20 protein-coding genes are annotated in these 23,609 nt (G+C 73.1%); 2 read left to right on the top strand and 18 right to left on the bottom strand.

The genetic code is table 11. The features are described 5' to 3' along the window. Nucleotides 1–5: 5 nt before the first annotated feature. Genes nuoL through JAV76_RS02895 form a run of 13 tightly spaced genes read right to left on the bottom strand, consistent with a single transcriptional unit; the run spans nucleotide 6 to nucleotide 14,467 of the window. Nucleotides 6–1,946, bottom strand: a complete 1,941-nt coding sequence (nuoL, locus tag JAV76_RS02955) for an NADH-quinone oxidoreductase subunit L (RefSeq protein WP_307843957.1) — start codon at nucleotides 1,944–1,946, stop codon at nucleotides 6–8. Nucleotides 1,947–1,960: 14 nt separating this feature from the next. Next, nucleotides 1,961–2,260, bottom strand: a complete 300-nt coding sequence (gene nuoK / locus JAV76_RS02950; RefSeq protein WP_198732535.1) for an NADH-quinone oxidoreductase subunit NuoK — start codon at nucleotides 2,258–2,260, stop codon at nucleotides 1,961–1,963. A 1-nt stretch (nucleotide 2,261) separates the two neighbouring features. Beyond that, nucleotides 2,262–3,059 carry an NADH-quinone oxidoreductase subunit J gene (locus tag JAV76_RS02945; protein WP_198732534.1) on the bottom strand — a complete coding sequence of 266 codons (798 nt, stop codon included), beginning with the start codon at nucleotides 3,057–3,059 and terminating at the stop codon, nucleotides 2,262–2,264. Further along, complete coding sequence (gene nuoI / locus JAV76_RS02940; RefSeq protein ID WP_198732533.1) at nucleotides 3,059–3,736, bottom strand: NADH-quinone oxidoreductase subunit NuoI; 678 nt, start codon at nucleotides 3,734–3,736, stop codon at nucleotides 3,059–3,061. Before nuoI ends, JAV76_RS02945 begins: the two co-directional genes overlap by 1 nt. Beyond that, nucleotides 3,729–5,051, bottom strand: coding sequence for an NADH-quinone oxidoreductase subunit NuoH (nuoH, locus tag JAV76_RS02935; RefSeq protein WP_198732532.1), 1,323 nt, complete (start codon nucleotides 5,049–5,051; stop codon nucleotides 3,729–3,731). The genes nuoI and nuoH overlap by 8 nt, the downstream gene beginning before the upstream one ends. Continuing rightward, complete coding sequence (locus JAV76_RS02930; protein ID WP_198732531.1) at nucleotides 5,051–7,735, bottom strand: NADH-quinone oxidoreductase subunit G; 2,685 nt, start codon at nucleotides 7,733–7,735, stop codon at nucleotides 5,051–5,053. Before JAV76_RS02930 ends, nuoH begins: the two co-directional genes overlap by 1 nt. Then, nucleotides 7,735–9,090, bottom strand: coding sequence for an NADH-quinone oxidoreductase subunit NuoF (nuoF, locus tag JAV76_RS02925; protein WP_198732530.1), 1,356 nt, complete (start codon nucleotides 9,088–9,090; stop codon nucleotides 7,735–7,737). Before nuoF ends, JAV76_RS02930 begins: the two co-directional genes overlap by 1 nt. Continuing rightward, nucleotides 9,087–10,010: an NADH-quinone oxidoreductase subunit NuoE gene (nuoE, locus tag JAV76_RS02920; protein WP_198732529.1), complete on the bottom strand. Its 924-nt coding sequence runs from the start codon at nucleotides 10,008–10,010 to the stop codon at nucleotides 9,087–9,089. Before nuoE ends, nuoF begins: the two co-directional genes overlap by 4 nt. Continuing rightward, the gene (locus tag JAV76_RS02915; RefSeq protein WP_198732528.1) at nucleotides 10,007–11,359 is read right to left on the bottom strand and encodes an NADH-quinone oxidoreductase subunit D; all 1,353 of its coding nucleotides are present in this window, start codon (nucleotides 11,357–11,359) and stop codon (nucleotides 10,007–10,009) included. Before JAV76_RS02915 ends, nuoE begins: the two co-directional genes overlap by 4 nt. Further along, the gene (locus JAV76_RS02910; protein ID WP_198732527.1) at nucleotides 11,356–12,210 is read right to left on the bottom strand and encodes an NADH-quinone oxidoreductase subunit C; all 855 of its coding nucleotides are present in this window, start codon (nucleotides 12,208–12,210) and stop codon (nucleotides 11,356–11,358) included. The genes JAV76_RS02915 and JAV76_RS02910 overlap by 4 nt, the downstream gene beginning before the upstream one ends. Further along, nucleotides 12,207–12,758: a NuoB/complex I 20 kDa subunit family protein gene (locus tag JAV76_RS02905; RefSeq protein ID WP_198732526.1), complete on the bottom strand. Its 552-nt coding sequence runs from the start codon at nucleotides 12,756–12,758 to the stop codon at nucleotides 12,207–12,209. Before JAV76_RS02905 ends, JAV76_RS02910 begins: the two co-directional genes overlap by 4 nt. 54 nt (nucleotides 12,759–12,812) lie before the next feature. Beyond that, a complete protein-coding gene (locus JAV76_RS02900; RefSeq protein ID WP_198732525.1) occupies nucleotides 12,813–13,175 on the bottom strand; it encodes an NADH-quinone oxidoreductase subunit A in 363 nt (120 codons plus the stop codon). Then, nucleotides 13,172–14,467, bottom strand: coding sequence for a geranylgeranyl reductase family protein (locus tag JAV76_RS02895; RefSeq protein WP_198732524.1), 1,296 nt, complete (start codon nucleotides 14,465–14,467; stop codon nucleotides 13,172–13,174). The genes JAV76_RS02900 and JAV76_RS02895 overlap by 4 nt, the downstream gene beginning before the upstream one ends. 418 nt (nucleotides 14,468–14,885) lie before the next feature. Between JAV76_RS02895 and JAV76_RS02890 the strand changes: the two genes are divergently transcribed. After that, nucleotides 14,886–16,250, top strand: a complete 1,365-nt coding sequence (locus JAV76_RS02890; protein WP_198732523.1) for a glycoside hydrolase family 6 protein — start codon at nucleotides 14,886–14,888, stop codon at nucleotides 16,248–16,250. Between the two features lie 145 nt (nucleotides 16,251–16,395). Here the strand turns inward: JAV76_RS02890 and JAV76_RS02885 are convergent, their stop codons facing one another. Continuing rightward, nucleotides 16,396–17,088 carry a demethylmenaquinone methyltransferase gene (locus JAV76_RS02885; protein ID WP_198732522.1) on the bottom strand — a complete coding sequence of 231 codons (693 nt, stop codon included), beginning with the start codon at nucleotides 17,086–17,088 and terminating at the stop codon, nucleotides 16,396–16,398. A 96-nt stretch (nucleotides 17,089–17,184) separates the two neighbouring features. Here JAV76_RS02885 and JAV76_RS02880 point away from each other — a divergent pair, with 96 nt between their 5' ends. After that, a complete protein-coding gene (locus tag JAV76_RS02880) occupies nucleotides 17,185–18,522 on the top strand; it encodes an isochorismate synthase (protein ID WP_198732521.1) in 1,338 nt (445 codons plus the stop codon). Between the two features lie 106 nt (nucleotides 18,523–18,628). On the opposite strand, the gene JAV76_RS02875 is transcribed toward JAV76_RS02880, so the two are convergent. From JAV76_RS02875 to JAV76_RS02860, 4 genes are all read right to left on the bottom strand, one after another. Beyond that, complete coding sequence (locus JAV76_RS02875; RefSeq protein ID WP_198732520.1) at nucleotides 18,629–20,035, bottom strand: S1C family serine protease; 1,407 nt, start codon at nucleotides 20,033–20,035, stop codon at nucleotides 18,629–18,631. Nucleotides 20,036–20,124: 89 nt separating this feature from the next. After that, on the bottom strand, nucleotides 20,125–21,975 hold the full coding sequence (gene menD / locus JAV76_RS02870) for a 2-succinyl-5-enolpyruvyl-6-hydroxy-3-cyclohexene-1-carboxylic-acid synthase (RefSeq protein ID WP_198732519.1): 1,851 nt from the start codon (nucleotides 21,973–21,975) through the stop codon (nucleotides 20,125–20,127). Next, nucleotides 21,972–22,934 carry an o-succinylbenzoate synthase gene (locus tag JAV76_RS02865; RefSeq protein WP_198732518.1) on the bottom strand — a complete coding sequence of 321 codons (963 nt, stop codon included), beginning with the start codon at nucleotides 22,932–22,934 and terminating at the stop codon, nucleotides 21,972–21,974. The genes menD and JAV76_RS02865 overlap by 4 nt, the downstream gene beginning before the upstream one ends. 9 nt (nucleotides 22,935–22,943) lie before the next feature. After that, nucleotides 22,944–23,525, bottom strand: coding sequence for a TetR/AcrR family transcriptional regulator (locus tag JAV76_RS02860; protein ID WP_198732517.1), 582 nt, complete (start codon nucleotides 23,523–23,525; stop codon nucleotides 22,944–22,946). Between the last annotated feature and the right edge of the window lie 84 nt (nucleotides 23,526–23,609).

Genomic DNA, 23,609 nt, shown 5'->3' with positions numbered 1-23,609 from the left:
CCCTCTCAGTTCCACACGGTCAGGACGACGACGAGAAGCACACCGAACCCCGCGAGCATCATGGCCGCGTACGACCGGACGTATCCGTTCTGCAGGCGTTGCACGCCTGCCCCGAGGACGGCGAGGAGACCGCCGACCCCCATCGCTCCCCCGTCGACGACCTTCTTGTCCCCGTAGACGAGCGACCGGGTGAGGTACTGCCCGGGGCGCATGACGAGGTTCTCGTTCACCGCGTCCTGGTGGAGGTCCGCGCGGGCGGCCCGCGTGAGGACGCTGCCGCGGGGCGCGACCACGGGCACGGGTGCGGCGGCGTACTGCCGCCAGGCGAGGAACGCCCCGACGAGGACGAGCACGATGGTCGCCACCATGATCACGGGGATCGGCAGGACCGGGTCGTGGTGCTCGACGTGGCCGGTGACGGGCTCGAGCCAGGTGGCGAAGCCGCCGCCGATCGCGAGGGCGCCACCGAGGCCGAGGGACCCGACCGCGAGGACGACCATGGGGGCCGTCATGAGGAGCGGCGACTCGTGCGGGTGGCGCTCGGGGACGCCCGCCTCGCGGTCGCCGGCGGTGAGCTCGGTGGCCCAGCGCCGCTCGCCGTGGAACGTCATGAAGAACAGGCGCGACATGTAGAACGCCGTGATGCCGGCACCCACGAGAGCGACCGTTCCGAACACCCAGGGCTGCCACCCGTGGCCGCCGTCGGCCGCGAACGCGGACTCGATGATCTTGTCCTTGCTCCAGAAGCCGGAGAACGGCGGGATGCCGAGGATGGCGAGCCAGCCGGCGCCGAACGTCAGCCAGGTGACGCGCATGGCGGTGGAGAGCGCGCCGTAGCGGCGCATGTCGACGTCGTCCTTCATGCCGTGCATGACGGACCCGGCGCCGAGGAACATCCCGGCCTTGAAGAAGCCGTGGGTGAGGAGGTGGAAGATCGCGAAGGCGTACCCGATGGGGCCGAGGCCCGCAGCGAGCATCATGTAGCCGATCTGCGACATCGTGGATGCCGCGAGGGCCTTCTTCACGTCGTCCTTGGCGCAACCGACGACCGCACCGAAGAGCAGCGTGACGGCACCGACGATCGCGGTGACGAGGAGCGCGACGGGCGCCTCGGTGAAGATCGGGCCGGACCGGACCACGAGGTAGACGCCGGCGGTGACCATGGTCGCCGCGTGGATGAGGGCGGACACGGGCGTGGGTCCGGCCATGGCGTCGCCGAGCCAGGACTGGAGGGGGAACTGGGCGCTCTTGCCGCACGCGGCGACGAGGAGCACGAGACCGAGCGCGGTGAGGAGCGCGGTGTCGGTGCTCGCGGCAGCCCCGGCGTGGACGGTGTCGAAGTCCACGGCGCCGAACGTCGCGAACATGAGCATGAGGGCCACGATCATGCCGACGTCGGCCACACGGTTGACGACGAACGCCTTGTTGGCGGCGCTCGCGTTCGCGGGGACGTGGTTCCAGAACCCGATGAGCAGGTAGGACGCCAGGCCCACGCCCTCCCACCCGACGAAGAGCAGGAGGTAGGAGTCGGCGAGCACGAGGGTGAGCATCGCGGCGACGAAGAGGTTGAGGTACGCGAAGAACCGCCGACGGTCCGCGTCGTGCTCCATGTACGCGACGGAGTACACGTGGATGAGGGTCCCCACGAACGTCACGAGGAGGACGAACGTCAGGCTCAACGGATCGACGCGCAGCCCCGCGTCGACGACGAGCGGCCCGGCGTCGATCCACCGGAACAGGTCGACGTCGACCACCCGGTCGGCGGCGTCGCGCCCCAGCAGGGAGACGAGGAGGGCGAGCCCGAGGACGAGGCTCGCCGCCGAGGCGAGGACCCCGACCCAGTGCCCCCACCCGTCGGCGCGGCGGCCGGCGAGCAGCAGGACGGCGGCCCCGGCCAGGGGGATGGCGACGAGCAACCAGGCAGCGTCGAACAGTGCGGTGTCCACTCCGACCGCTCCTCTCAGCTCTTCAGCAGGTTGGCGTCGTCGACCGACGCCGACCCGCGGGTGCGGAAGATGGACACGATGATGGCGAGGCCGACGACGACCTCGGCGGCCGCGACGACCATGACGAAGAACGCCACGACCTGCCCGGTGAGGTCGCCGTGCATGCGGGCGAACGTGACGAACGCGAGGTTCGACGCGTTGAGCATGAGCTCGATGCCCATGAAGACGATGATCGCGTTGCGCCGCAGCAGGACGGTGGCCGCCCCGATGGTGAACAGCACGGACGCGAGGACGAGGTAGTTGCTGAGGTCCATGTCAGCTCTCCTCCTCGGTGGTGCGTGCGGGCGGGTCGACGGCCGGACCTGCCGGTCCCGGGTCGTCGAGCCGGCGGATCTGCGGGTCGACGGGCGCGCTGCGCTCCTGTCCGCGGACCCGCAGGACGCGGGACACCGACGACTCGAGGGGCCTGCCCTGGGCGTCGAGCGCGGGGACGTCCATGGCGTTGCGCTGCGCGTAGACGCCGGGTGCCGGGAGCGGGGTGAGGGAGCCACCGCCGGCGACGCGGGCGTCGGCCATCTCCTTCTGTCCCACGCGGGCCGTGAGCCGCTGCTTGTGCGTGAGGGTCAGTGCCGCGATGGCCGCGGTGACGAGGAGGATGCCGACGATCTCGAGGGCGAACACGAAGTCGCTGAGGAGGATGCGGGCGAGCCCGACCGGGTTGGTCACCTCGTTCGCGACCTCGAGGCCGACGCCCTCGGGGAACGCCACCCGGCCGAGGACACCGACGAGCACGGCGCCGAGGCCGAGGCCGAGGAGCCATCCCACCAGGCGCTGCCCGCGGATGGTCTCCACGAGGGAGTCGGAGGCGTCGACGCCCACGAGCATGATGACGAAGAGGAAGAGCATCATCACGGCGCCCGTGTACACGACCACCTGGACGATGCCGAGGAACGGCGCCTCCTGGGCGACGTAGAGGACCGCGAGGCACACCATGACGAACACGACGCACAGCGTCGCGTGCACGGCCTTGCGGGCCAGGACGAGCCCGAGGGCCGCGATCACCATGAGCGGCGCGAGGCACCAGAAGAGGACGGCCTCCGCTCCGCTGGCCATCAGGCGACCGTCCCGTCGGTGGTGCCCGCCTGCGCCGCGGGTGCGGTGGCACCGCGGAGCGTCGGGTCCTCGGGGCGGTGCGACGCCACCCACTCGACCTGCTCGGCGACGGCGCCGCTCACCTCGCCCCGGTAGTACTGGGTGTCCTCCGTGCCGGGCACCATGGGGTGCGGTGCGGCGAGCATCCCCTCGCGCATCGGCGCCAGGAGGTCCTCCTTCTCCCAGATGAGACCCTCCCTGGTGGGGCCCGCGAGCTCGTACTCGTTCGTCATCGTCAGGGCCCGCGTCGGGCACGCCTCGATGCACAGCCCGCAGAAGATGCAGCGCAGGTAGTTGATCTGGTAGACCCGCCCGTACCGCTCCCCCGGCGACATGTGGCCACCGTCGGGGAGGTCGGCGTTGTCCGCGCCCTCGACGTAGATGGCGTCGGCGGGGCACGCCCACGCGCACAGCTCGCACCCGATGCACTTCTCGAGCCCGTCCGCGTACCGGTTGAGCTGGTGGCGCCCGTGGTAGCGGGGCTTGGTGGGGACCTTCTCGAACGGGTACTGCTCGGTGACCGTCGGGCGGAACATCGACGAGAACGTCACCCCGAACCCGGCGACGGGGGCGAAGAGCCCCTTGATGCCCGTCGGTGGTTCGACGAGCGGCTCGTACGGCGTCGGATCTTCACTCATCGTGGGCCTCCTTGCCTGCGTGTGCGGTGGGCTCGTCGGGTGCCGGTGCGGCACCGATGCCGGCGCGTGCGGGGCGCCCCGCACGCGGGGACGCCGGGAGCCGCTGGCCGGGCAGCGGCGGGACGGGGTAGCCGCCGGCGAAGGCGTCGAACGCCTCCGGCTCCGGCGGTGCGGTGGGCTCGGGCGTGCGCTCGGGGATCAGCTGGACGACGAGGAGCGTCACCGCGGCGACCACGAAGATCGCGATGCCGACGGCCTGCAGGTCCCAGCCCTGGAACTCGCGGACGCCGCGGACCACCGCGACGCACACGATCCACCCGAGCGCGAAGGGGATGAGGACCTTCCAGCCGAACTTCATGAACTGGTCGTAGCGCAGGCGCAGCAGGGTGCCTCGGATCCACACGAAGAGGAACATGAAGCCCCACATCTTCGCGAGGAACCACAGGATCGGCCACCAGCCCTCGTTGAGCATGCCGTCGCCGACCGCCGACAGCGGCCACGGGGCTCGCCACCCGCCGAGGAACAGCGTGGTCGCGATCGCGGAGACGTTGATCATGTTGATGTACTCCGCGAGGAAGAACCACGCGAACTTCATCGACGAGTACTCGGTCATGTACCCGGACACGAGCTCGCCCTCGGCCTCCGGGAGGTCGAACGGCAGGCGGTTGGTCTCGCCGATCATCGAGATGACGTAGATGACGAACGCCGGGAGCAGCGGCAGCATGAGCCAGTAGTCCTGCTGATGAGCCACGATCTCGCTCGTGGACATCGAGCCGACCATGATGAACACGCTCACGAGGGACAGCCCCATGGCCAGCTCGTAGCTGATGACCTGGGCCGTGGAGCGCACCGCACCGAGCAGGGGGTACGTGGAGCCCGACGCCCACCCGCCGAGGACGATGCCGTACACCCCGAGAGACGCGCAGGCGAGGATGTAGAGGACCGCGACGGGGAAGTCGGTGAGCTGCGCGGGGGTGGAGATGTCCGTGAACGGGATGGTCACCTGCGGTCCCAGCGGGATGACCGCGAAGACGAGCAGCGAGCAGAACACCGAGATCATGGGGGCCAGCAGGTAGACGAACTTGTCGGCCGCCCGGACGGTGATGTCCTCCTTGAGGAGCAGCTTCATCGCGTCGGCGAGGGACTGCAGCAGACCGAACGGCCCGTGGACGTTGGGTCCGGGCCGCACCTGCATCCGGGCCACGACCTTGCGCTCGAACCAGATGGCGACGAGCACGCTGGTGAGGAGGAAGACGATGATGAGCACGGCCTTGACGACGTACGTCCAGATCGTGTCGTTCGAGAAGTCGACCATCACGCGTCCTGCCCTTCGACGACGTCGGCGGACGGGCTGACGACCCCGGCGGCGAGCCGGACGAGGTCGCCCGGCGCGGCACCGAGGGTCCGGTGCACCGTCGAGCCCGGGGAGTTGAGCGGGAGCCACACCACGTGGTCGGGCATCGCGGTGAGGACCACCGGGAGCGTCACGGTCCCCTGCTCGGTGGAGACCGAGAGCAGGTCGCCGTCGCGCAGCGCACGACCGTCGGCACCGAGGACGGTGCCCGCCGTGCCGGAGGAGACGCGGGCGACGGGTCGCTTGGCGGTCCCGGCGAGGAAGGCCTCGCCGTCCTGGAGGCTCCCGCAGTCGAGGAGCATCCGCCACCCGGCGAGGACCGCCTGTCCGGGCGCGATGCGCGGCGGCTCGAGCGGCTCGACCTGCGGCGCGGGGACGCGCTCGCCGTCCCACCGGTCGAGCTGGTCGATCTCGGCCCGGACGGCGTCGAGCGTCCCGAGCCCGAGGTCCACACCCAGGGCGTCCGCGAGGGCGTCGATGACCCGGTGGTCCGCCATCGCGGTCGACTCCAGGGCCTGGCCGAAGGGCCGCACGCGCCCCTCCCAGCTCCAGTACGCCCCGGCCTTCTCCGACGGCGGCGCCACGGGCAGGACGACGTCGGCCAGGGCCGTCACGTCGCTCTCGCGGACCTCGAGGGACACGACGACGTCCGCGACCTCCAGGGCGGCGCGGGCCCCGACGGGGTCGGGGAGGTCGGCGAGCTCGAGCCCGCCGACGACGACGCCGCGCAGCTGCCCGGAGGACAACGCCTCGAGGATGCCCGCGGTGTCCCTGCCGGGAGCCTGCGGGAGCGACTCGACGCCCCACACGGCCGCCATGTCGACTCGGGCCGCGGCGTCGGCGACCGGTCGGCCCCCGGGGAGCAGCGTCGGGAGCGTGCCCGTCTCGACCCCTCCACGCTCACCCGCGCGGCGGGGCACCCATGCGACCCGGGCGCCGGTGCGCTCCGCGAGCCGCAGCGCGGCGGAGTACGCACCGTGCACGCCAGCGAGGCGCTCGCCGACGAGGACGACCGCGCGCCCGGGGTCGGCGGAGGTGAGGGCGTCGGCGAGGTCGGCGAGCTCGTCCTCGCTGCCCACAGCGTCGAGCACCTCGGCCTCGGTGCCCGGTGCGGCCGCGACGAGCGTGCCGCCGTGCTCCCCGAGACGCTGCAGCCCTCGTGTCGCGTAGGGGGCCACCGAGAAGGCGCGCAGGCCGTGCTCGAGGGCACCCTTGCGGAGGCGGAGGAACACGACGCCGGCCTCCTCCTCGGGCTCGAGCCCGACGAGGAGCACGACGCTCGCGTGCTCGATGTCGCCGAAGGTCACGCCCATGCCGGTCCCGGCGACGGCGTGCCCGAGGAACGCCTCCTCCTCCGCGGAGTGGACGCGGGCCCGGTGGTCGACGTCGTTGGTGCCGAGCGCGACGCGGGCGAGCTTGCCGTACGCGTAGGCGTCCTCGATGGTGAGCCGGCCCCCGGCGAGGACACCCACGCCGCCGTCGGAGTGGCGGTCGGCGGTGGCTGCGGCGCGCAGGCCGCGGGCCGCGACGTCGAGGGCCTCGAGCCAGCTGGCGGGACGCAGCTCACCGCGGAACCCGTCCTCCCCGCGCTCGCGGACCATGGGGGTGGTGAGGCGGTCTGCGGCGCGCTGCCAGGTGAACGCGAAGCGGTCCTTGTCGGTGATCCACTCCTCGTTGACCGCCGGGTCGTCGCCCGCGAGGCGCCGCATGACGGTGCCCCGGCGGTGGTCGACGCGGATGGCGGAGCCCGACGAGTCGTGCTCGGCGACGGCCGGGGTGCTCACGAGGTCGAAGGGCCGCGACCGGAACCGGTAGGCGGCGCCGGTGAGCGCGCCGACGGGGCAGATCTGCACGGTGTTGCCGGAGAAGTACGACGCGAACGGTGCGCCGGACTCGTCGGGCTCGGCGGCACCCACGGGGGCGTCGATGCCCGACGTGACCGGTCCTCCCGCGTGGACGTCCGACACGGCGAGCGGGTCGGGGGCACCTGTGGGGCTGGGGCCCGCGGCGTCGAGCGCCACGGCGTCGTCGGCGAAACCGAGGACCTCGGGGTCGAACCGCCCGATCTGCTGCATCGCCCCGCGCTTCTGGAGGTCGATGAAGGCGTCGCCGGCGATCTGCTTGGAGAAGCGCGTGCACCGCTGGCACAGGACGCAGCGTTCCCGGTCGAGAAGGATCTCGGTGGAGATCGCGATGGGCTTGGGGAAGGTGCGCTTGACGTCGACGAACCGGCTGGTCGGGCGCCCGTTGCTCATCGCCTGGTTCTGCAGGGGGCACTCGCCGCCCTTGTCGCAGACCGGGCAGTCGAGGGGGTGGTTGATGAGCAGGAGCTCCATGACGCCCTGCTGCGCCTTGTCCGCGACCTCCGACGTGTGCTGCGTCCGCACGACCATGCCGGGCGTGGCCTCGAGCGTGCACGACGCCTGGGGCTTGGGCATGGGGCGGACGTTGCCCTCGCGGTCGGGGGCGGAGACGTCCACGAGGCACTGGCGGCACGCGCCGGCGGGCTCGAGGAGGGGGTGGTCGCAGAACCTGGGGATCTGGATGCCGAGGTCCTCGGCGGCGCGGATGACGAGGGTGCCCTTGGGCACCGTCGTCTCGACCCCGTCGATCGTGAAGGTCACACCGTCCGTGGGGTCGCTCATCAGTGGCCTCCTGCGCCGGAGCCCGCGAGGGCCCCGGACCGCTCGCGCTGGGTGGGTGTGTACTCGAAGAGCGCCGACGCCTCGGGCGGGAACAGCTCGCTCGCGGGGGTGTGCATGCCGGCCTCGAACTCCTCGCGGAAGTACTTCACCGCGGACGTGATGCACGACGTCGCGCCGTCCCCGAGCGCGCAGAACGCACGGCCGAGGATGTTGTCGCACGTGTCGAGCAGCGTGTCGATGTCGCCCTGGGTGCCCTGCCCGGCCTCGATGCGGCGCAGGACCTGCTTGAGCCAGTAGGTGCCCTCGCGGCAGGGGGTGCACTTGCCGCACGACTCGTGGGCGTAGAACTCCGTCCACCGGGTCACGGCGCGCACCACCGACGTGGTCTCGTCGAAGATCTGCAGGGCGCGGGTGCCGAGCATCGACCCGGCGGCCGCCACGGACTCGTAGTCGAGGGGCGTGTCGAGGTGCTCCTCGGTGAAGATCGGCGTGGACGATCCGCCGGGCGTCCAGAACTTCAGCCGGCGGCCGCCGCGCACTCCGCCCGCCATGTCGAGGAGCTCGCGGAGCGTGATGCCCAGGGGGGCCTCGTACTGCCCGGGGCGGGTCACGTGGCCGGACAGCGAGAACAGGCCGTGGCCGGCCGAGCGCTCGGTGCCCATGGAGGTGAACCACTCGGCTCCGCGGGCGACGATCTGCGGGACGGACGCCACGGACTCGACGTTGTTCACGACGGTGGGCCGGGCGTAGAGGCCGGCGACCGCGGGGAACGGTGGCTTGAGGCGCGGCTGGCCGCGCAACCCCTCCAGGGAGTCGAGGAGAGCCGTCTCCTCGCCGCAGATGTAGGCCCCGGCGCCGGCGTGGACGGTGACGTCGAGGTCGAACCCCGACCCCTGGACGTCCTTGCCGAGGTACCCGGCGGCGTACGCCTCCTCGACCGCACGCAGGAGGCGACGGTAGACGTGGAGCACCTCGCCGCGGACGTAGATGAACGCGTGGTTGCACCCGATGGCGTACGACGTGATGGCGACGCCCTCGACGAGCAGCTGGGGCGAGGCCATCATGAGCGGGATGTCCTTGCACGTCCCGGGCTCGGACTCGTCGGCGTTGACGACGAGGTACCGCGGGCCGCCGTCGGGCGCGGGCAGGAAGCCCCACTTCATGCCCGTGGGGAACCCTGCGCCCCCGCGGCCGCGCAGGCCGGAGTCCTTGACGGTCTGGACGACCGTCGCGGGGTCCTGCGAGAGGGCGACGCGGAGGCCCTCGTACCCGCCGTGGGCGAGGTACGTGTCGAGGGTCCAGGACCGCTCGGCGTCCCAGAAGGCGCTGAGGACCGGTGCGAGTGGTGTGCTCACTTCTTCTCCTCCGGCTCGGACACGGGCTCGTCGGCGGGCTGCACCGGGGCGGTGTCGGGCTTGTCGGTGCTCGTGGGGGTGTCGCTCGACGAGTCGGCCCCCGTGGTGGGCGTGCGCTCGGCGCTCGACTGCTCGCCGCCGGTGGCGGGCGGGACCTCGGCCCCGGACCCTGCCGCGTCGGCGGTCGGCGACTCCTCGGGGCCGGAGTCCGCAGCGCTCGACGGTGCCTCCCAGCCCTTCTCACGGGCCAGGCGGGTCCCTTCCGTCGTGGCGGGGCCCGCACCGACGCCCTCGTCGGCGCGTCCGTCGGGGAAGCCCGCGAGGACGCGGGACATCGCCTTGAAGTCGCACACCGACAGGGCTCCGCGGGTGGGCACGACGTCCTTGCCGAGGCGGAGGTCGTCGACGACGGCCGTCGCGCTCTGCGGCGTCTGGTTGTCGAAGAACTCCCAGTTGACCATCATCACCGGGGCGTAGTCGCAGGCCGCGTTGCACTCGACCCGCTCGAGGGTGACCGCACCGTCCTCGGTGGTCTCGTCGTGCCCGATGCCCAGGTGGTCGGAGAGCTCGGCGAAGATCTCGTCGCCGCCCATGATCGCGCACAGCGTGTTGGTGCACACGCCCACCGTGTACCGCCCGTTGGGGCGACGCTTGTACTGCGAGTAGAACGTCGCGACGGCCGACACCTCCGACGGGGTGATGGCGAGCATCTGCGCGCAGAAGAGGATCCCGTCGCGCGAGACGTACCCGTCCTGCGACTGCACCAGGTGCAGCATCGGCAGGAGCGACGAGCGCGGGTCCGGGTAGCGGGACACGATCTCCCGGGCGTCCCGGGTGAGGCGCTCGAGGGTCTCCGCGTCGTACCGGGTGCCCGTCGGGCGCGGACCGCCGGGGGCGGTCGGCTGGGTTCCTGCGGTCATCGGTCCACTCCTCCGAGGACGGGGTCGAGGGACGCGACGGCGACGACGACGTCGGCCACCTGCCCGCCCTCGCACATGAGCGACACGGCCTGGAGGTTGTTGAACGACGGGTCCCGGAAGTGCGCCCGGTACGGGCGCGTCCCGCCGTCGGACACGAGGTGCACCCCGAGCTCGCCGCGCGGCGCCTCGACGGACTGCCACACCTGGCCCACGGGGACCCGGAAGCCCTCCGTGACGAGCTTGAAGTGGTGGATGAGCGACTCCATCGAGGTCCCCATGATCTCCCTGATGTGGTCGAGGGAGTTGCCCATGCCGTCCGTCCCGATGGCCAGCTGCGCGGGCCACGCGATCTTCTTGTCCGCCACCATGACGGGCTCCCCGACGGACGCGTCGAGGCGCTCCACGCACTGCGCCGCGATGCGCAGCGACTGGTAGCACTCCTCGAGGCGGAGCACGACGCGCGAGTACGCGTCGGCGTCGGTGGACGTCGGCACGTCGAAGTCGTACGTCTCGTAGCCGCAGTACGGCTTCGCCTTGCGGGCGTCGTAGGGCAGGCCCGCGGACCGCAGCACCGGTCCGGTGATGCCGAGCGCCATGCACCCGGCGAGGCTCAGGTGCCCGGTGCCCACGAGGCGCGAGCGGAAGATCGGGTTGGCGAGCATGAGGTCGGACAGCTGCGTGAGGTACTTGCGGACCTCGCCGTCCACGCGGCGGAACTCCTCCGTGAGGCCCGCCGGGACGTCCTGCGCCACGCCGCCCGGCCGGATGAACGCATGGTTCATGCGCAGCCCGGTGATCATCTCGAAGATCCGCAGGATCTCCTCGCGGGCCGTGAACGCGACGGTCATCACCGTCGTGGCGCCCATCTCGTTGCCACCCGTGCCGAGGCACACGAGGTGGGAGGCGACGCGGTTGAGCTCCATGAGGAGCACCCGGATCACCTGGGCGCGCTCGGGGACGTCGTCCGCCACCCCGAGGAGCCGCTCGACGCCGAGGCAGAACCCGGCCTCCTGGAAGAAGGGCGCCAGGTAGTCCATGCGGGTGCAGAACGTCACGCCCTGCGTCCAGCTGCGGAACTCCATGTTCTTCTCGATGCCCGTGTGCAGGTAGCCGATGCCGCACCGCGCCTCGGTGACCGTCTCCCCGTCGATCTCGAGCATGAGACGCAGCACCCCGTGGGTCGACGGGTGCTGCGGACCCATGTTCACGACGATGCGTTCCTCGCCGAGCTCGACCGCCTCCGCGGCGATCGCGTCCCAGTCCCCGCCGGAGGACTCGAACGACGGGACGCCCTGCTCGTCGAGCGGTGGCCGGGTGGCGTGCGGCGCACCCTGCGTCGTGGGGCTCATGAGTACGACCTCCTCTGGTCGGCCGGGGGCACCGTGGCGCCCTTGTACTCCACGGGGATCCCGCCGAGCGGGTAGTCCTTGCGCTGCGGGTGGCCCGGCCAGTCGTCGGGCATCTCGATGCGCGCGAGCGCCGGGTGCCCGTCGAAGACGATCCCGAAGAAGTCCCACGTCTCGCGCTCGTGCCAGTCGTTCGTCGGGTAGACGGTCGTGGTCGAGGGGATGTGCGGGTCCGCGTCGGGCACGGAGACCTCGACGCGCAGGCTCCGCCCGTGGGTCACCGACGTCAGGTGGTACACGGCGTGGAGCTCGCGGCCCTCGTCGTGCGGGTAGTGCACGCCGGAGACGCCCAGGCTCAGCTCGAACCGCAGGTCCTGGTCGTCGCGCAGCGCCCGGCAGACCTCCACGAGGTGCTCGCGCCGCACGTGCAGCGTGAGCTCCGTGGTGCTGCTCGTCCCGGCAGGCGGGTCGACGAGGACCGACTCGACGGCAGCGTCGAACGCGACGCCGGCCTCGTCGAGGACCTCCGCGAGCACGTCCACCGCGTCGTCGTACCAGCCGCCGTACGGGCGCGGGCTCGAGCGCGGCATCGTCACCTGGCGGGTGAGACCGCCGTACCCGGACGTGTCCCCCGACCCGTGGACCCCGAACATGCCGGTCCGCACCTCGACGACCTCGAGCGGCCTCTCCGGGCTGAACAGGCTGGTACGCCGCTCCTCCTCGGGCGTGGGCGTCGCCGCGACGTCGCCACCCGGCGTGACGTCGACCCTGGCGTCCTGCCGCCCGTCGAGCCCCGGCCCGGTGGTCCTGGCGTCGTCCCCGGGAGCTCCCCCGGTCCTCGTGCCGTCGCTCACCGCAGGAGCCCCTTCATCTGGTGGGTCGGGGTGGCCGCGAGCGCGGCGCGCTCGACCTCGCGGGCGGTGTTCTCGCGGTTGACACCCAGCGGCTCGTCCTGGATCTGCTTGTGCAGCTCGAGGATGGCGTTGATGAGCATCTCCGGGCGGGGCGGGCAGCCGGGGAGGTAGATGTCCACGGGCACGATGTGGTCGACGCCCTGGACGATCGCGTAGTTGTTGAACATGCCGCCGCTGGACGCGCAGACGCCCATGGAGAGCACCCACTTGGGCTCGGCCATCTGGTCGTAGACCTGGCGGACGACGGGTGCCATCTTCTGGCTCACCCGCCCGGCCACGATCATGAGGTCCGCCTGGCGCGGCGACGCCCGGAACACCTCCATCCCGAACCGGGAGAGGTCGAACCGGCTGGCGCCCGCCGCCATCATCTCGATGGCGCAGCACGCGAGGCCGAACGTCACGGGCCACAGCGAGCCCTTGCGGAAGTACCCGGCCAGGTCCTCGACGGTCGTCAGGAGGAATCCTGAGGGAGCGTCCTCGATCCCCATGGTGTCAGTCCCTTTCGTCGGTCCGGTCGGTCCGGTCGGCTGGTCGCGCCACCGTCACACCCATTCGAAACCACCTCGACGCCACTCGTAGACGAACGGCACCGTGATGAGCAGGAGGAACGCGAGCATCGCCACGAGCCCGAAGGTCGCGAGGTACGCGAAGTCCACCGCCCACGGGTAGAGGAACACGACCTCGATGTCGAAGATGATGAAGGTCATGGCGACCAGGTAGTACTTCACGGGGAAGCGGCCCCCGCCCAGGGCGTGCGGGGTGGGCTCGATGCCGCACTCGTACGCGTCGAGCTTGGCCCGGTTGTACCGCTTGGGCCCGATGACGGCGCTCGCGGCGACGCCGCCGAGGGCGAGCACCATCGCGATGCCCATGAGGACGAGGAGAGGGACGTACGGATTTGTCATGCTGACGGCACCATCCTGGAGAGTCCCGCGATGACGCGGTCGACGACGTCGCCACCGTGGGGTTCGTAGCAGTCGGACAGGAGCTTGACGACGAACTTCATGACGAGGGGGCGCGGCAGGCCGTAGGTGGTGCAGATCCGCATGACCTGCGGGTGCTCGATGAGCCGCACGAAGTACCGGCCGAGCGTGTAGTAGCCGCCGAGGTCGCGGCGCATGATCTCGGGGTAGGTGGCGAGGGCACGCTCGCGGGCGTGGTCGGTGGTGCGGGCGCGGGCCTGGGCGACGGCGTCGGCCGCGGTGCGTCCCGCCTGCATCGCGTAGGCGATGCCCTCGCCGTTGAAGGGGCTGACCATGCCGCCGGCGTCGCCGACGAGCATGAGGCCGCTGCGGTAGAGGGGCTTGCGGTTGAAGGCCATGGGCAGCGCGGCCCCGCGGACGGGTCCGACCTGGTTCTCGGGGGTGAAGCCCCACTCCTCGGGGACGTTCTCCATCCAGCGCGCGAAGAGGGCCTTGTAGTCGATCTTCGTGGCGGCGGCGGTGGAGGACACCGAGCCGAGGCCGACGTTCACGGTGCCGTCGCCGAGGGCGAAGATCCACCCGTAGCCGGGCAGGAGGGCGGACTTCCCGGGCGCGCCGTCCCAGAGCTCGAGCTGGGACTCCATCCACGGGTCGTCGTGGCGGGGGCTGCGGAAGTAGGTGCGGACGGCGACGCCCATGGGGCGCCGGTGGTCCTTCTCGAGGCCGAGGGACGTGGCGATGCGGGCGGACACCCCGTCGGCGGCGATGACGACGGGGGCCCGGTACGTGACCTCGTCGCCGGCACGGCGTCCGCGGTCGTCGACGGGGCGGGCGGTCACCCCGGCGACCCGGCCGGTGCGCTCGTCGACGACGGCCCCGGTGACCGAGGTGCGCTCGAGGAGCTTGGCGCCGGTGCTGCGGGCGTGCTCGGCGAGGGTCTGGTCGAGGTTCATGCGGGAGCGGGCGAGCCCGTAGGACGGGTAGGACCGGAGCTCGGGCCAGGGGAACTCGTAGGAGCGCCCGCCGGCGACGGCGCGGAGACCGATGTTGCGGATCCAGCCGTCCTCCTCGCGGACGGGGACGCCCATCCGGACGAGCTCGGCGACGGCGCGGGGCGTCAGCCCGTCGCCGCAGATCTTGTCCCGCGGGAAGGAGGACTTCTCGAGGAGGAGGACGTCGAGACCGGCGGCGGCGGCGTAGTGGGCGGCGGCGGAGCCGGCCGGCCCCGCACCCACGACGATGACGTCTGCGTCATCCGTGCCCCTGAGTCTCATCTCTCCGCTCTCTGTCGCGCTGCGCGTCGTCGACCGGAGACGGTGGTGCACGCACCACAGCCCCCCAGTTTGTGAACCCCGTCACAAACATCTCCGTCACTCTACCCACGCACACCCACCCTGTCTGCTTAGGCATCCCTTGCTTCGTGACCTGCGGCCTTCCCCGGCCGCACCGAGACCACCCACCGCTCCTCCCCGGCGCCTCTACCTCTCCTCCACGTCATGCACACATCGGTCGCGGACGATCGACACCGTGCCCGGAAGGTCCCGACCCTCCTGACACGTCCGGATCGTCAAGTGCGACCCGTTGGTCGCGAAAGGTTTCAGGGATCCCGTGCCTCTGCCGCGCCTCCCCCTGGCGTGGCACGATCCGACCCACGACGATCGACACCGACACACCTCAGAGTGGAGAACTCCCATGCTCAACAGAACGAGGCGAACCGCCTTGCTCTCGGCAGGCGCCGTCGCCCTCGCCGGCATCGGCGGCATCGCGACGTCGCAGTCCGCGACCGCCGCCCCCGGGTGCCAGGTCGACTACGTGGTCTCCGGCCAGTGGGGCGGCCAGTACCAGGGCAGCGTCACCGTGACGAACCTCGGCCCCGCCGTCACCTCGTGGACCGTCGGCTGGACGTTCGCCGACGGCCAGCAGGTCAACCAGCTGTGGAACGGCACCGCGAGCCAGTCCGGCGCAGCGGTCACCGTCACCAACGCCCCCTACAACGGCACGCTCGGCACCGACGCCAGCACGAGCTTCGGCTTCATCGGCACCTGGGGCACCCAGAACACCGTCCCCACGGCCTTCACGCTCAACGGAACCCCGTGCACCGGGTCGGTCACCACCCCCGAGCCCACGCCGGACCCCACCGACGAGCCGACCGCCGAGCCCACCGTGGAACCCACCGAGGAACCGACCACCGACCCCGGCCCCGTGGACCCGGCGCCCACCGGCGGGCTCTACGTGGACACCGACACCCAGGCGTACGACGCCTGGACGTCCGCCTCCGGCACCGACAAGCAGCTGCTCGAGAAGATCGCCCTCACGCCGCAGACCGTGTGGGTCGGCGACTGGGCGAGCGCCGACGAGACCCGCCAGATGGTCTCCGACCACACCGGCCGCGCCCTCGCGGCAGGTCAGACGACGTCGCTCGCGATCTACGCCATCCCCGGGCGCGACTGCGGCAACCACTCCGGCGGCGGCGTCGCCACCAGCGAGTACGCCCGGTGGATCGACACCGTGGCCTCCGGGATCCAGGGCTCGCCCCTCATCGTCCTCGAGCCCGACGGCCTCGCCATGCTCGGCGACTGCGACGGCCAGGGCGACCGCGTCGGATACCTCAAGCACGCCGCGCAGAAGCTCACCGAGGCCGGCGGCCGCGTGTTCATCGACATCGGGCACTCCGGGTGGCACTCCCCCGCCAAGGCCGCCGACCTGCTCAACCAGGTCGGGTTCGCCCACGCCGAGGGCTTCGCCCTGAACACGTCGAACTACCAGACCACGGCCGACTCGAAGGCCTACGGCGAGCAGATCTCGGCGCTCACCGGCGGCGCGTCGTACGTCATCGACACCTCGCGCAACGGCAACGGGTCCAACGGCGAGTGGTGCAACCCCCGCGGGCGCGCCCTCGGCGAGCAGCCCCGCCTCGTCGAGGACGGCTCCAACCTCGCCGCGCTCCTGTGGGTCAAGCTCCCCGGCGAGAGCGACGGCGCCTGCAACGGCGGTCCCGGCGCGGGCCAGTGGTGGCAGGACATGGCGCTGGAGCTCGCACGCAACGCGTCCTGGTGACGCGCAGCACGGTCCTGTGACCACGGTGGGCGAACGCACGACCGCCCGCTGACACGTACCGGCACGCACGACGACGGCCGCCTCCCGCACGGGAGGCGGCCGTCGTCGCGCCGGGCCGGGGACGTCGTCCGGGCCTGGTGCTGGCCTACGGGTTGGTGCCGCGGTGCAGCGCCACGATCCCGCCGGTGAGGTTGCGGTACCCCACCGACCGCCAGCCCGAGGCGAGCATGAGCCGCCCGAGGCCCTCCTGGTCGGGCCAGGCGCGGATGGACTCCGCGAGGTACTCGTACGACCCCGCGTCGCCGGTCACCGCGCCCGCGACCCTCGGGAGCGCACGCATGAGGTACTCCGAGTAGACGGTGCGGAACGGTGCCCACGTGGGCTGGGAGAACTCGCACACGACGATGCGCCCGCCCGGGCGCACCACGCGTCGCATCTCCGTGAGGGCCGCGGCGGTGTCCACGACGTTGCGCAGCCCGAACGAGATGGTCACGGCGTCGAACGACGCGTCCGCGAACGGCAGGCTCGTGGCGTCGCCCGCGGTGAACGCGAGGTCCGGACGGCGCTCCTTGCCGACGGCGAGCATCCCGAACGAGAAGTCGCACGGCACCACGCGTGCGCCGGCGTCCGCGAACGGCTCGCTCGACGTCCCGGTCCCGGCCGCGAGGTCGAGGACCCGCTCGCCCGGGCGCGCCCCCACGGCACGCACCGTCGCCCGGCGCCACCGCCGGTCCTGACCGAGCGACACCAGGTCGTTCGTGAGGTCGTAGCGCTGCGCGATGCCGTCGAACATCGAGGCGACCTCGGTGGGCTTCTTGTCCAGGCTGGCTCGTGACATGGCTCCATGCTCTCACCCGGGGGCCGCGCGACGTCACAGCGAGGACCGGCCAGCAGCGGCACGCTGCTGCCGCTGCCGGTCGTAGGCTTGGGAGCCATGAGCACGCAGCCCGACGCCGCACCCCCTCGCGGCACGACGCAGCCGGGACCGGCCACCCTCGTGGTCCGCACCACGGCCGTCGACGATCTCGACGCGGACCCGGGCGCCCTCGTCCGGCTGCTCCCCCGGGACGCGCCCCTCGCGTGGGTGCGGCGCGGGGACGGCCTCGTCGCCTGGGGCGAGGCGGCGCGCGTGGAGACCTCCGGACCCGACCGTTTCGCCGACGCGGAGAGGGCGTGGGCGGCGCTGCGCGAGCGGGCGATCGTCCGTGACGAGGTCTGGCTGCCCGGGTCGGGGCCCGTCGCGTTCGGGTCCTTCGCGTTCGACGACCGGTCGGCGGCCGGCGGCGTCCTCGTGGTGCCGCGCGTGGTGGTGGGCCGCCGCGGCGGCCGTGCGTGGGTGACGACGGTGAGCACCGTCGGGTCGGTGGCGACCCTGCCCGCGCACCGCACCCTGGAGGACGTCACGGCACACACCGCGGACGGCCCTGCGGAGCCGCCCGGCACGATCACCTACACGCAGGGGTCCGTCGCGGACGACGCCTGGATGGCGGCCGTCGAGGAAGCCGTCGCCCGGATCCGGCGCGGTGACCTCGAGAAGGTCGTCATGGCCCGCGACGTCGTCGCGCGGACCACCGAGCCGCTCGACCTGCGCTGGGTGCTCGGCCGCCTCGCCGACGAGTACTCCGGGTGCTGGACGTTCAGCGTCGACGGGCTCGTCGGGGCCACCCCGGAGCTCCTCGTGCGCAGCGAGAAGGGTCTCGTCACGTCGCGCGTGCTCGCCGGGACCATCCGCCGCACGGGTGGCCAGGAGGCGGACCTCGCCCGCGCGGCCGCCCTCGCGCACTCCTCCAAGGACCTCGAGGAGCACGAGTACGCGGTGGCGTCCGTCGCGCAGGCGCTCGAGCCGTTCTGCCAGTCGCTCAACGTGCCCGAGGTGCCCTTCGTGCTGCACCTGCCCAACGTGCTCCACCTCGCCACCGACGTCACCGGCGTCCTGTGCCCCGGGACCGACGGTGCACCGTCGAGCCTCGCGCTGGCGGCCGCCCTCCACCCGACGGCCGCCGTGTGCGGGACGCCCACCGCGGCCGCGGGCGCCGCCATCCGCGAGCTCGAGGGCATGGACCGGGCACGGTACGCGGGCCCGGTGGGATGGGTCGGTGGTGACGGGGACGGCGAGTGGGGCATCGCGCTGCGCTCGGCCGCCCTCGACCCCGAGGACCCGCACCGGCTGCGGCTGTTCGCCGGCTGCGGCGTCGTCGCCGCCTCCGACCCGGAGGCGGAGCTCGCCGAGACGGAGGCGAAGCTCGAACCGATGCGCCACGCCCTCGGCTGACCGCCGGGTGCACGACGACGGCCGACGCTCCCGGGGGTGGAGGAGCGTCGGCCGTCGGGACCCTCGCGCCGCACCTGGGGGGAGCGCCGCGCGAGGAGCTGTGGGGTCAGCCGCGGCCGGGCAGCAGCTGGCCGAGGTCGGGGATCGCGCCGGGGTCGTCCGAGCCGCTGCGGCCGGGGAACCCGCCGCTCGACCCGTCGTCGGTGGATCCCTCGTTCGAGGTGGCCTCCTCGACCTTGGTCGCGAGGGTCACGGGGACGTCGAGGGCCTCGTCGTCCCGCGTGATCGTCAGCGTCACCTCGGTGTCGGCGGACTGCGCACGGACGAAGCCGGTGAGCGACTCGGCACCCGTGACGACCTTCCCGTCGAGCGCGACGACCACGTCGCCCTCCTCGAGGCCCGCCTCGGCGGCCGGGGACCCGGCGCTCACCTGCTCGACGACGGCCCCCTGACGGGTGGTGCCGTCCGCGGTCCCGGTGCCGTCGCTGAGGGACACCCCGAGGAACGCGTGCTCCGCGGTGCCGTCCTCGACGAGCTGGGCCCCGATGCTCGTGGCGAGGTTCGAGGGGATCGCGAACCCGAGTCCGATCGAGCCGCCCTGGGACGACGCCCCGGACGACATGGTCGCGATGGACGACGAGATCCCGATGACCTCGCCGCTCGCGTTGAAGAGCGGACCACCGCTGTTGCCCGGGTTGATCGCGGCGTCGATCTGCACGGCGTTCGTCACGACGGGCGCGTCGCCGGACGTCGTGGCGGTGGAGACGGGGCGGTCGACCGCCGACACGATGCCCGTGGTCGCCGTGTTCGACAGCCCCAGCGGGTTGCCCATCGCCATGACGGGCTCACCGACCTCGACGGCGTCGGAGTCACCGAAGACGGCGGCCACCAGGTCGTCGGGGGCGTCCGTGAGCTGCACGACCGCGAGGTCCGTCGACGGGTCCAGCCCCGTGATGGTCGCGGAGTACACGCGCCCGTCGGCGAGGACCACCTGGACGGTGTCGTCGACGGCGCCCTCCACGACGTGGTTGTTGGTGAGGATCTGGCCGTCGTCCGAGAGGACGACGCCGGACCCGACCCCGGAGCCGGCGTCCGTGGTCACCTGGATGGACACGACGGCGGGGGCGACGGCGTCCGTGACGGCCTGCCAGTCGGGGTTCGTCACCGTGGACGAGGCGACGGGCACGGTGACGGTCGACCCGTCCTGCCCGAGGGTGGCGAAGGTCGACGACACGGCGGTCCCCTGCGCGCCGTCGGCGGTCGTGTCGAACGCCCCGGTCGCTGCCGCCGTCCCCAGGCTCGCGAGGAGCGCGGCGGTGAACGCGGTGGCGGTCACCGGAAGCAGCACGCCGCGGCGCCGGGGGCCGGTCGTGACGGGTGCGGCGGTCTCCGCGGTCGCGGTCGTCGCGGACCACGGGCCCGTCGTGTGCCCGACGCGGGGCAGCTGTGTCGTGGGGACGTCCTGGGGCGGTCGCGGGACCGGTCCGGGTCCGGTGTGGTGCGGTGTGGTCATCGGGGTTCACCCTCCTTCGGCTGGACCCCACTCAACACCGCCGGTCTGTGACAGGCCTTGGTCCTGCCTGGACGTTGCCTGCGAATCCGTCAGGGCACGTCGCGGAGCGCAGCGGCCACCCGGGCGCGCACCGCGTCCGCGAGGGGAAGCCCGCCGTCGTGCCTGGTGCTGCGGTCCACGCGGACCTCGACGACGCTCACGCCGTCGGCAGGGCGGGCCAGGACGTCGTGCAGCCGCCGGGCGTCGTCCACGCGTTCGTGGGGGACGCCGTAGCCGGCGCACAGGTGCGCGAGGTCGGCGCCGTGCGGGGTGGCGAACACGCGCTCGAAGAGCTCGCGGTCGGGGAGCCGCCCGTGCTCGAGGGTCGCGAAGATCGACCCGCCGTCGTCGTTGACGACGACGAGCTGCAGCCTGGCCTGGGGCTCTCCGGGCCCCCGGAGCAGTCCGCCGACGTCGTGGAGGAAGGTGAGGTCGCCCAGCAGCGCCCGCGTGGTGCGGCCCGGCACGTCGCGGGAGACGGCGAGCGCCACCCCCAGCGCCGTGGACACGGTGCCGTCGATGCCCGCGAGGCCGCGGTTGGCGACCACGGTGGGGGGCTCCGCCCACCGTGCTGCGAGGTCGAGGTCACGGACGGGGTTGCTCGACCCGAGGACGAGGACGTCGTCGGGTGTGCTGGCGTCGACGACGGCGGACGCGACGGCGAGGCCGTCGAGGGCAGACCGCCCTGCGAGGTGCTCGTCGACGGCGGCCCGGGCGGCTCGCGAGGCGGCCGCCCAGGTCGCGGCCCAGGCCCCGCCCGCAGCGCCCGGGTCCGTGTCGAGCCACTCCCGGGGGACGCCGGTGAGGACGACGTCGGCCGTGCGCGACGCGTCGACCCACTGCGGCCGGGCCGGTTCGACGACGACGACCCGCACGTCCGGTGCAGCGAGGAGCGCCTGGACCGGGCGGGACAGGGTGGGTCGACCCAGGACGACGACCTGCCGGACGCGGCCGGCCACCTCCGGCACCCCGAGGACGAGCCGGTGCGCGGCGACGAGCGCGGTGCCGCCGGCCGCACCGGACGACGCCTCCGCGAGGAGCGGCCAGCCGCGCGCCTCGGCGAGCGCACGGGCCGTGCGTCCCGCACCGTCGCCGGCGACGACGACGGTGGCGGGCTCATCGGCGAGGGCGACGACGTCCGCCGGCGCACCCGTGGTCACCACCGGGGCGCGATCGCGTGCGACGGCGTCTCCGGGCGGTGCTGCGGGGACGACGGTGGCGAGTCCGGTCGTCGTTCCCGGGGCGTGCCCCGACCGGTCCGTGGCGACCCAGCGTGCCAGCCCGTCGGCCGAGGGGGCGAGCGGGTCGCGGTACGCGAGGTTGAGGTGCACGGGCCCGGGGTCCGCGCTGCGGGTCCCGGAGGCCGCGGCGACGGCGCGGCTGGCCACGGCCCGCAGGTCGCGCAGCTCCCCGTCGCGGCCGGACGGGGCGGGGACGTCGACGGCGAGGCGCACGGCGTGGCCGAAGACGTCCACCTGGTCGGCGGTCTGGTTCGCCCCGGTGCCGCGGAGCTCGTGCGGGCGGTCCGCGGTGAGGAGCAGCAGCGGGACGCCTGCGTGGTGGGCCTCGAGCACGGCCGGGTGGAGGTTCACCACCGCCGTCCCGGACGTCGTGACGACCGCCACCGGCGGCGCGGGCCGCCCCGGCCTCGCCCCGGCGCCGTCGAGACCTGCCCGGGCGAGGCCGAGGGCGAGGAAGCCCGCGTCGCGCTCGTCGACGCGGACGTGGAGCCGCAGCCGGGCGTCGTCGCGGACGGCGAGCGCGAGCGCGTAGGCGAGCGGTGCGCTGCGCGACCCCGGAGCGAGGACGACCTCGCGCACGCCGAGGGTCACGAGCGACCGGACGAGCTCGCGGGCGTTCTCGAGCGACGGCGGGAGCGCAGGTGCCGGGGTGTCGGTCATGCTGCTCCCTCGGCGGCGAGCCGCTCGACGCGGGCCACCCGGTCGCGCCACGCCTGGGCCCGGGCGGGATCCACCGAGCCGGCGTCCGTCGCGGCGAGCGAGTCCGCGTCGGGTTCCGGTCGGCGGACCTCGAGGTGCCCGTCGACGGGCAGGAGGGGATCGGGGACGACGTCGCGGGCGAGGAGCTGGGACGTCGCCAGACCGCACGCGTGCGGCAGGTCCGGCAGGGCCGCGGCGAGCGCGACGCCGGCCGCGAGCCCCACGGAGCTCTCGAGGGCGGACGACACGACGACGGGCAGCCCGATCCGCTCGGCGAGCTCGAGGCAGGCCCGCACGCCGCCGAGGGGCTGGACCTTGAGGACGACGACGTCGGCGGCCTCGGCGCGGACCACCGCGTAGGGGTCCTCGGCGCGGCGGATCGACTCGTCGGCGGCCACCGGCACGTGGGTGGCACGCCGCACCGCGGCGAGGCCGGCGACGTCGGGGCAGGGCTGCTCGACGTACTCGAGGCCCCCGGCAGCACGGTCGAGGTGACGCAGCCGGTCGAGGGCGGTGGGCACGTCCCAGGCGCCGTTCGCGTCCACCCGGATGCGTCCGGCGGACCCCAGCGCATCACGGACAGCTTCGAGGCGGGCGATCTCCTCGCCCACGTCCTGGCCGCGCTCCGCGACCTTGACCTTCGCCGTCGTGCACCCGCCCGATGCGGTGACGATCGCGTGCGCCCGCTCGGGCGTGGTCGCGGGGACGGTGACGTTCACGGGGACACGAGTGCGCACGGGCGGCGGCCACCCGTCGTCGCAGGCCTCCCGCGCCGCCCGCCACCAGGCGAGCGCCTCGGCGTCGTCGTACTCCCAGAAGGGCGAGAACTCGCCCCACCCGGCCGGGCCGCGCAGCAGCACGCCCTCGCGGGAGTCGAGGCCACGGAACCGCGTGGTCAGGGGGCTGGAGTAGACGTGCACCCGACCACCCTAGGCGCTCCGCACGGGAGAGCCGAGGACCGCGCGCAGGAGGGACTGTGCGCGCTCGTGGACGTCGTGCCCCTCGCTCAGCGCGGTGACGGCGGCCCCGTCGACGACGGCGACGACGAGCTCGGCCGGGACCCTGAGCCCCAGCGTGCGCACCAGGGCGCCGACGACCGCGTCGAGCGAGGAGCGGGCGTCGGCGTACGCGGCGGCGAGCGCCGCGCTCCGACCGGCGGCGACGAGGTGCTCGTAGTGGCCGCGGACCGCGTGCTCGTCACCGTCGGGGAGGACGGCGGCAGCGAGCAGGCGCGCCTGGTCGGCGACGGGCACGGGCCCCTCGACGCCGGTGGCGACCGTCACCGCGTGGGCGGACCAGCGTGCGGCGAGGAGCGCCCCCGCCTCGGCGACGAGGTCGTCGAGCGAGCTGAAGTAGTACGTGGTCGAGGCGAGCGGCACTCCGGCCCGGGTCGCGATGGTCCGGTGCGTCAGGGCCCCGGGCCCGAGCTCGAGGACGAGGTCCGCAGCGGCGGAGGTGATGGCGTCCCGGCGGGCGAGCCCGCGGGACTGTCTGCGTGGGGCCGTGGTCACACCGCTGACGGTACCCACGACGTGTGGCGGCGGCGTTTCCGACGTGTCCGGAGTGTTACGCGGGGCGCGCGTCTAGGCTGGCGG

The sequence above is a fragment of the Sanguibacter suaedae genome (assembly GCF_016342785.1).
GTDB lineage: Bacteria > Actinomycetota > Actinomycetes > Actinomycetales > Cellulomonadaceae > Sanguibacter > Sanguibacter suaedae.
Note: the sequence above shows the minus strand (reverse complement) of the source record. Positions and strands in the feature narration are given on the sequence as shown.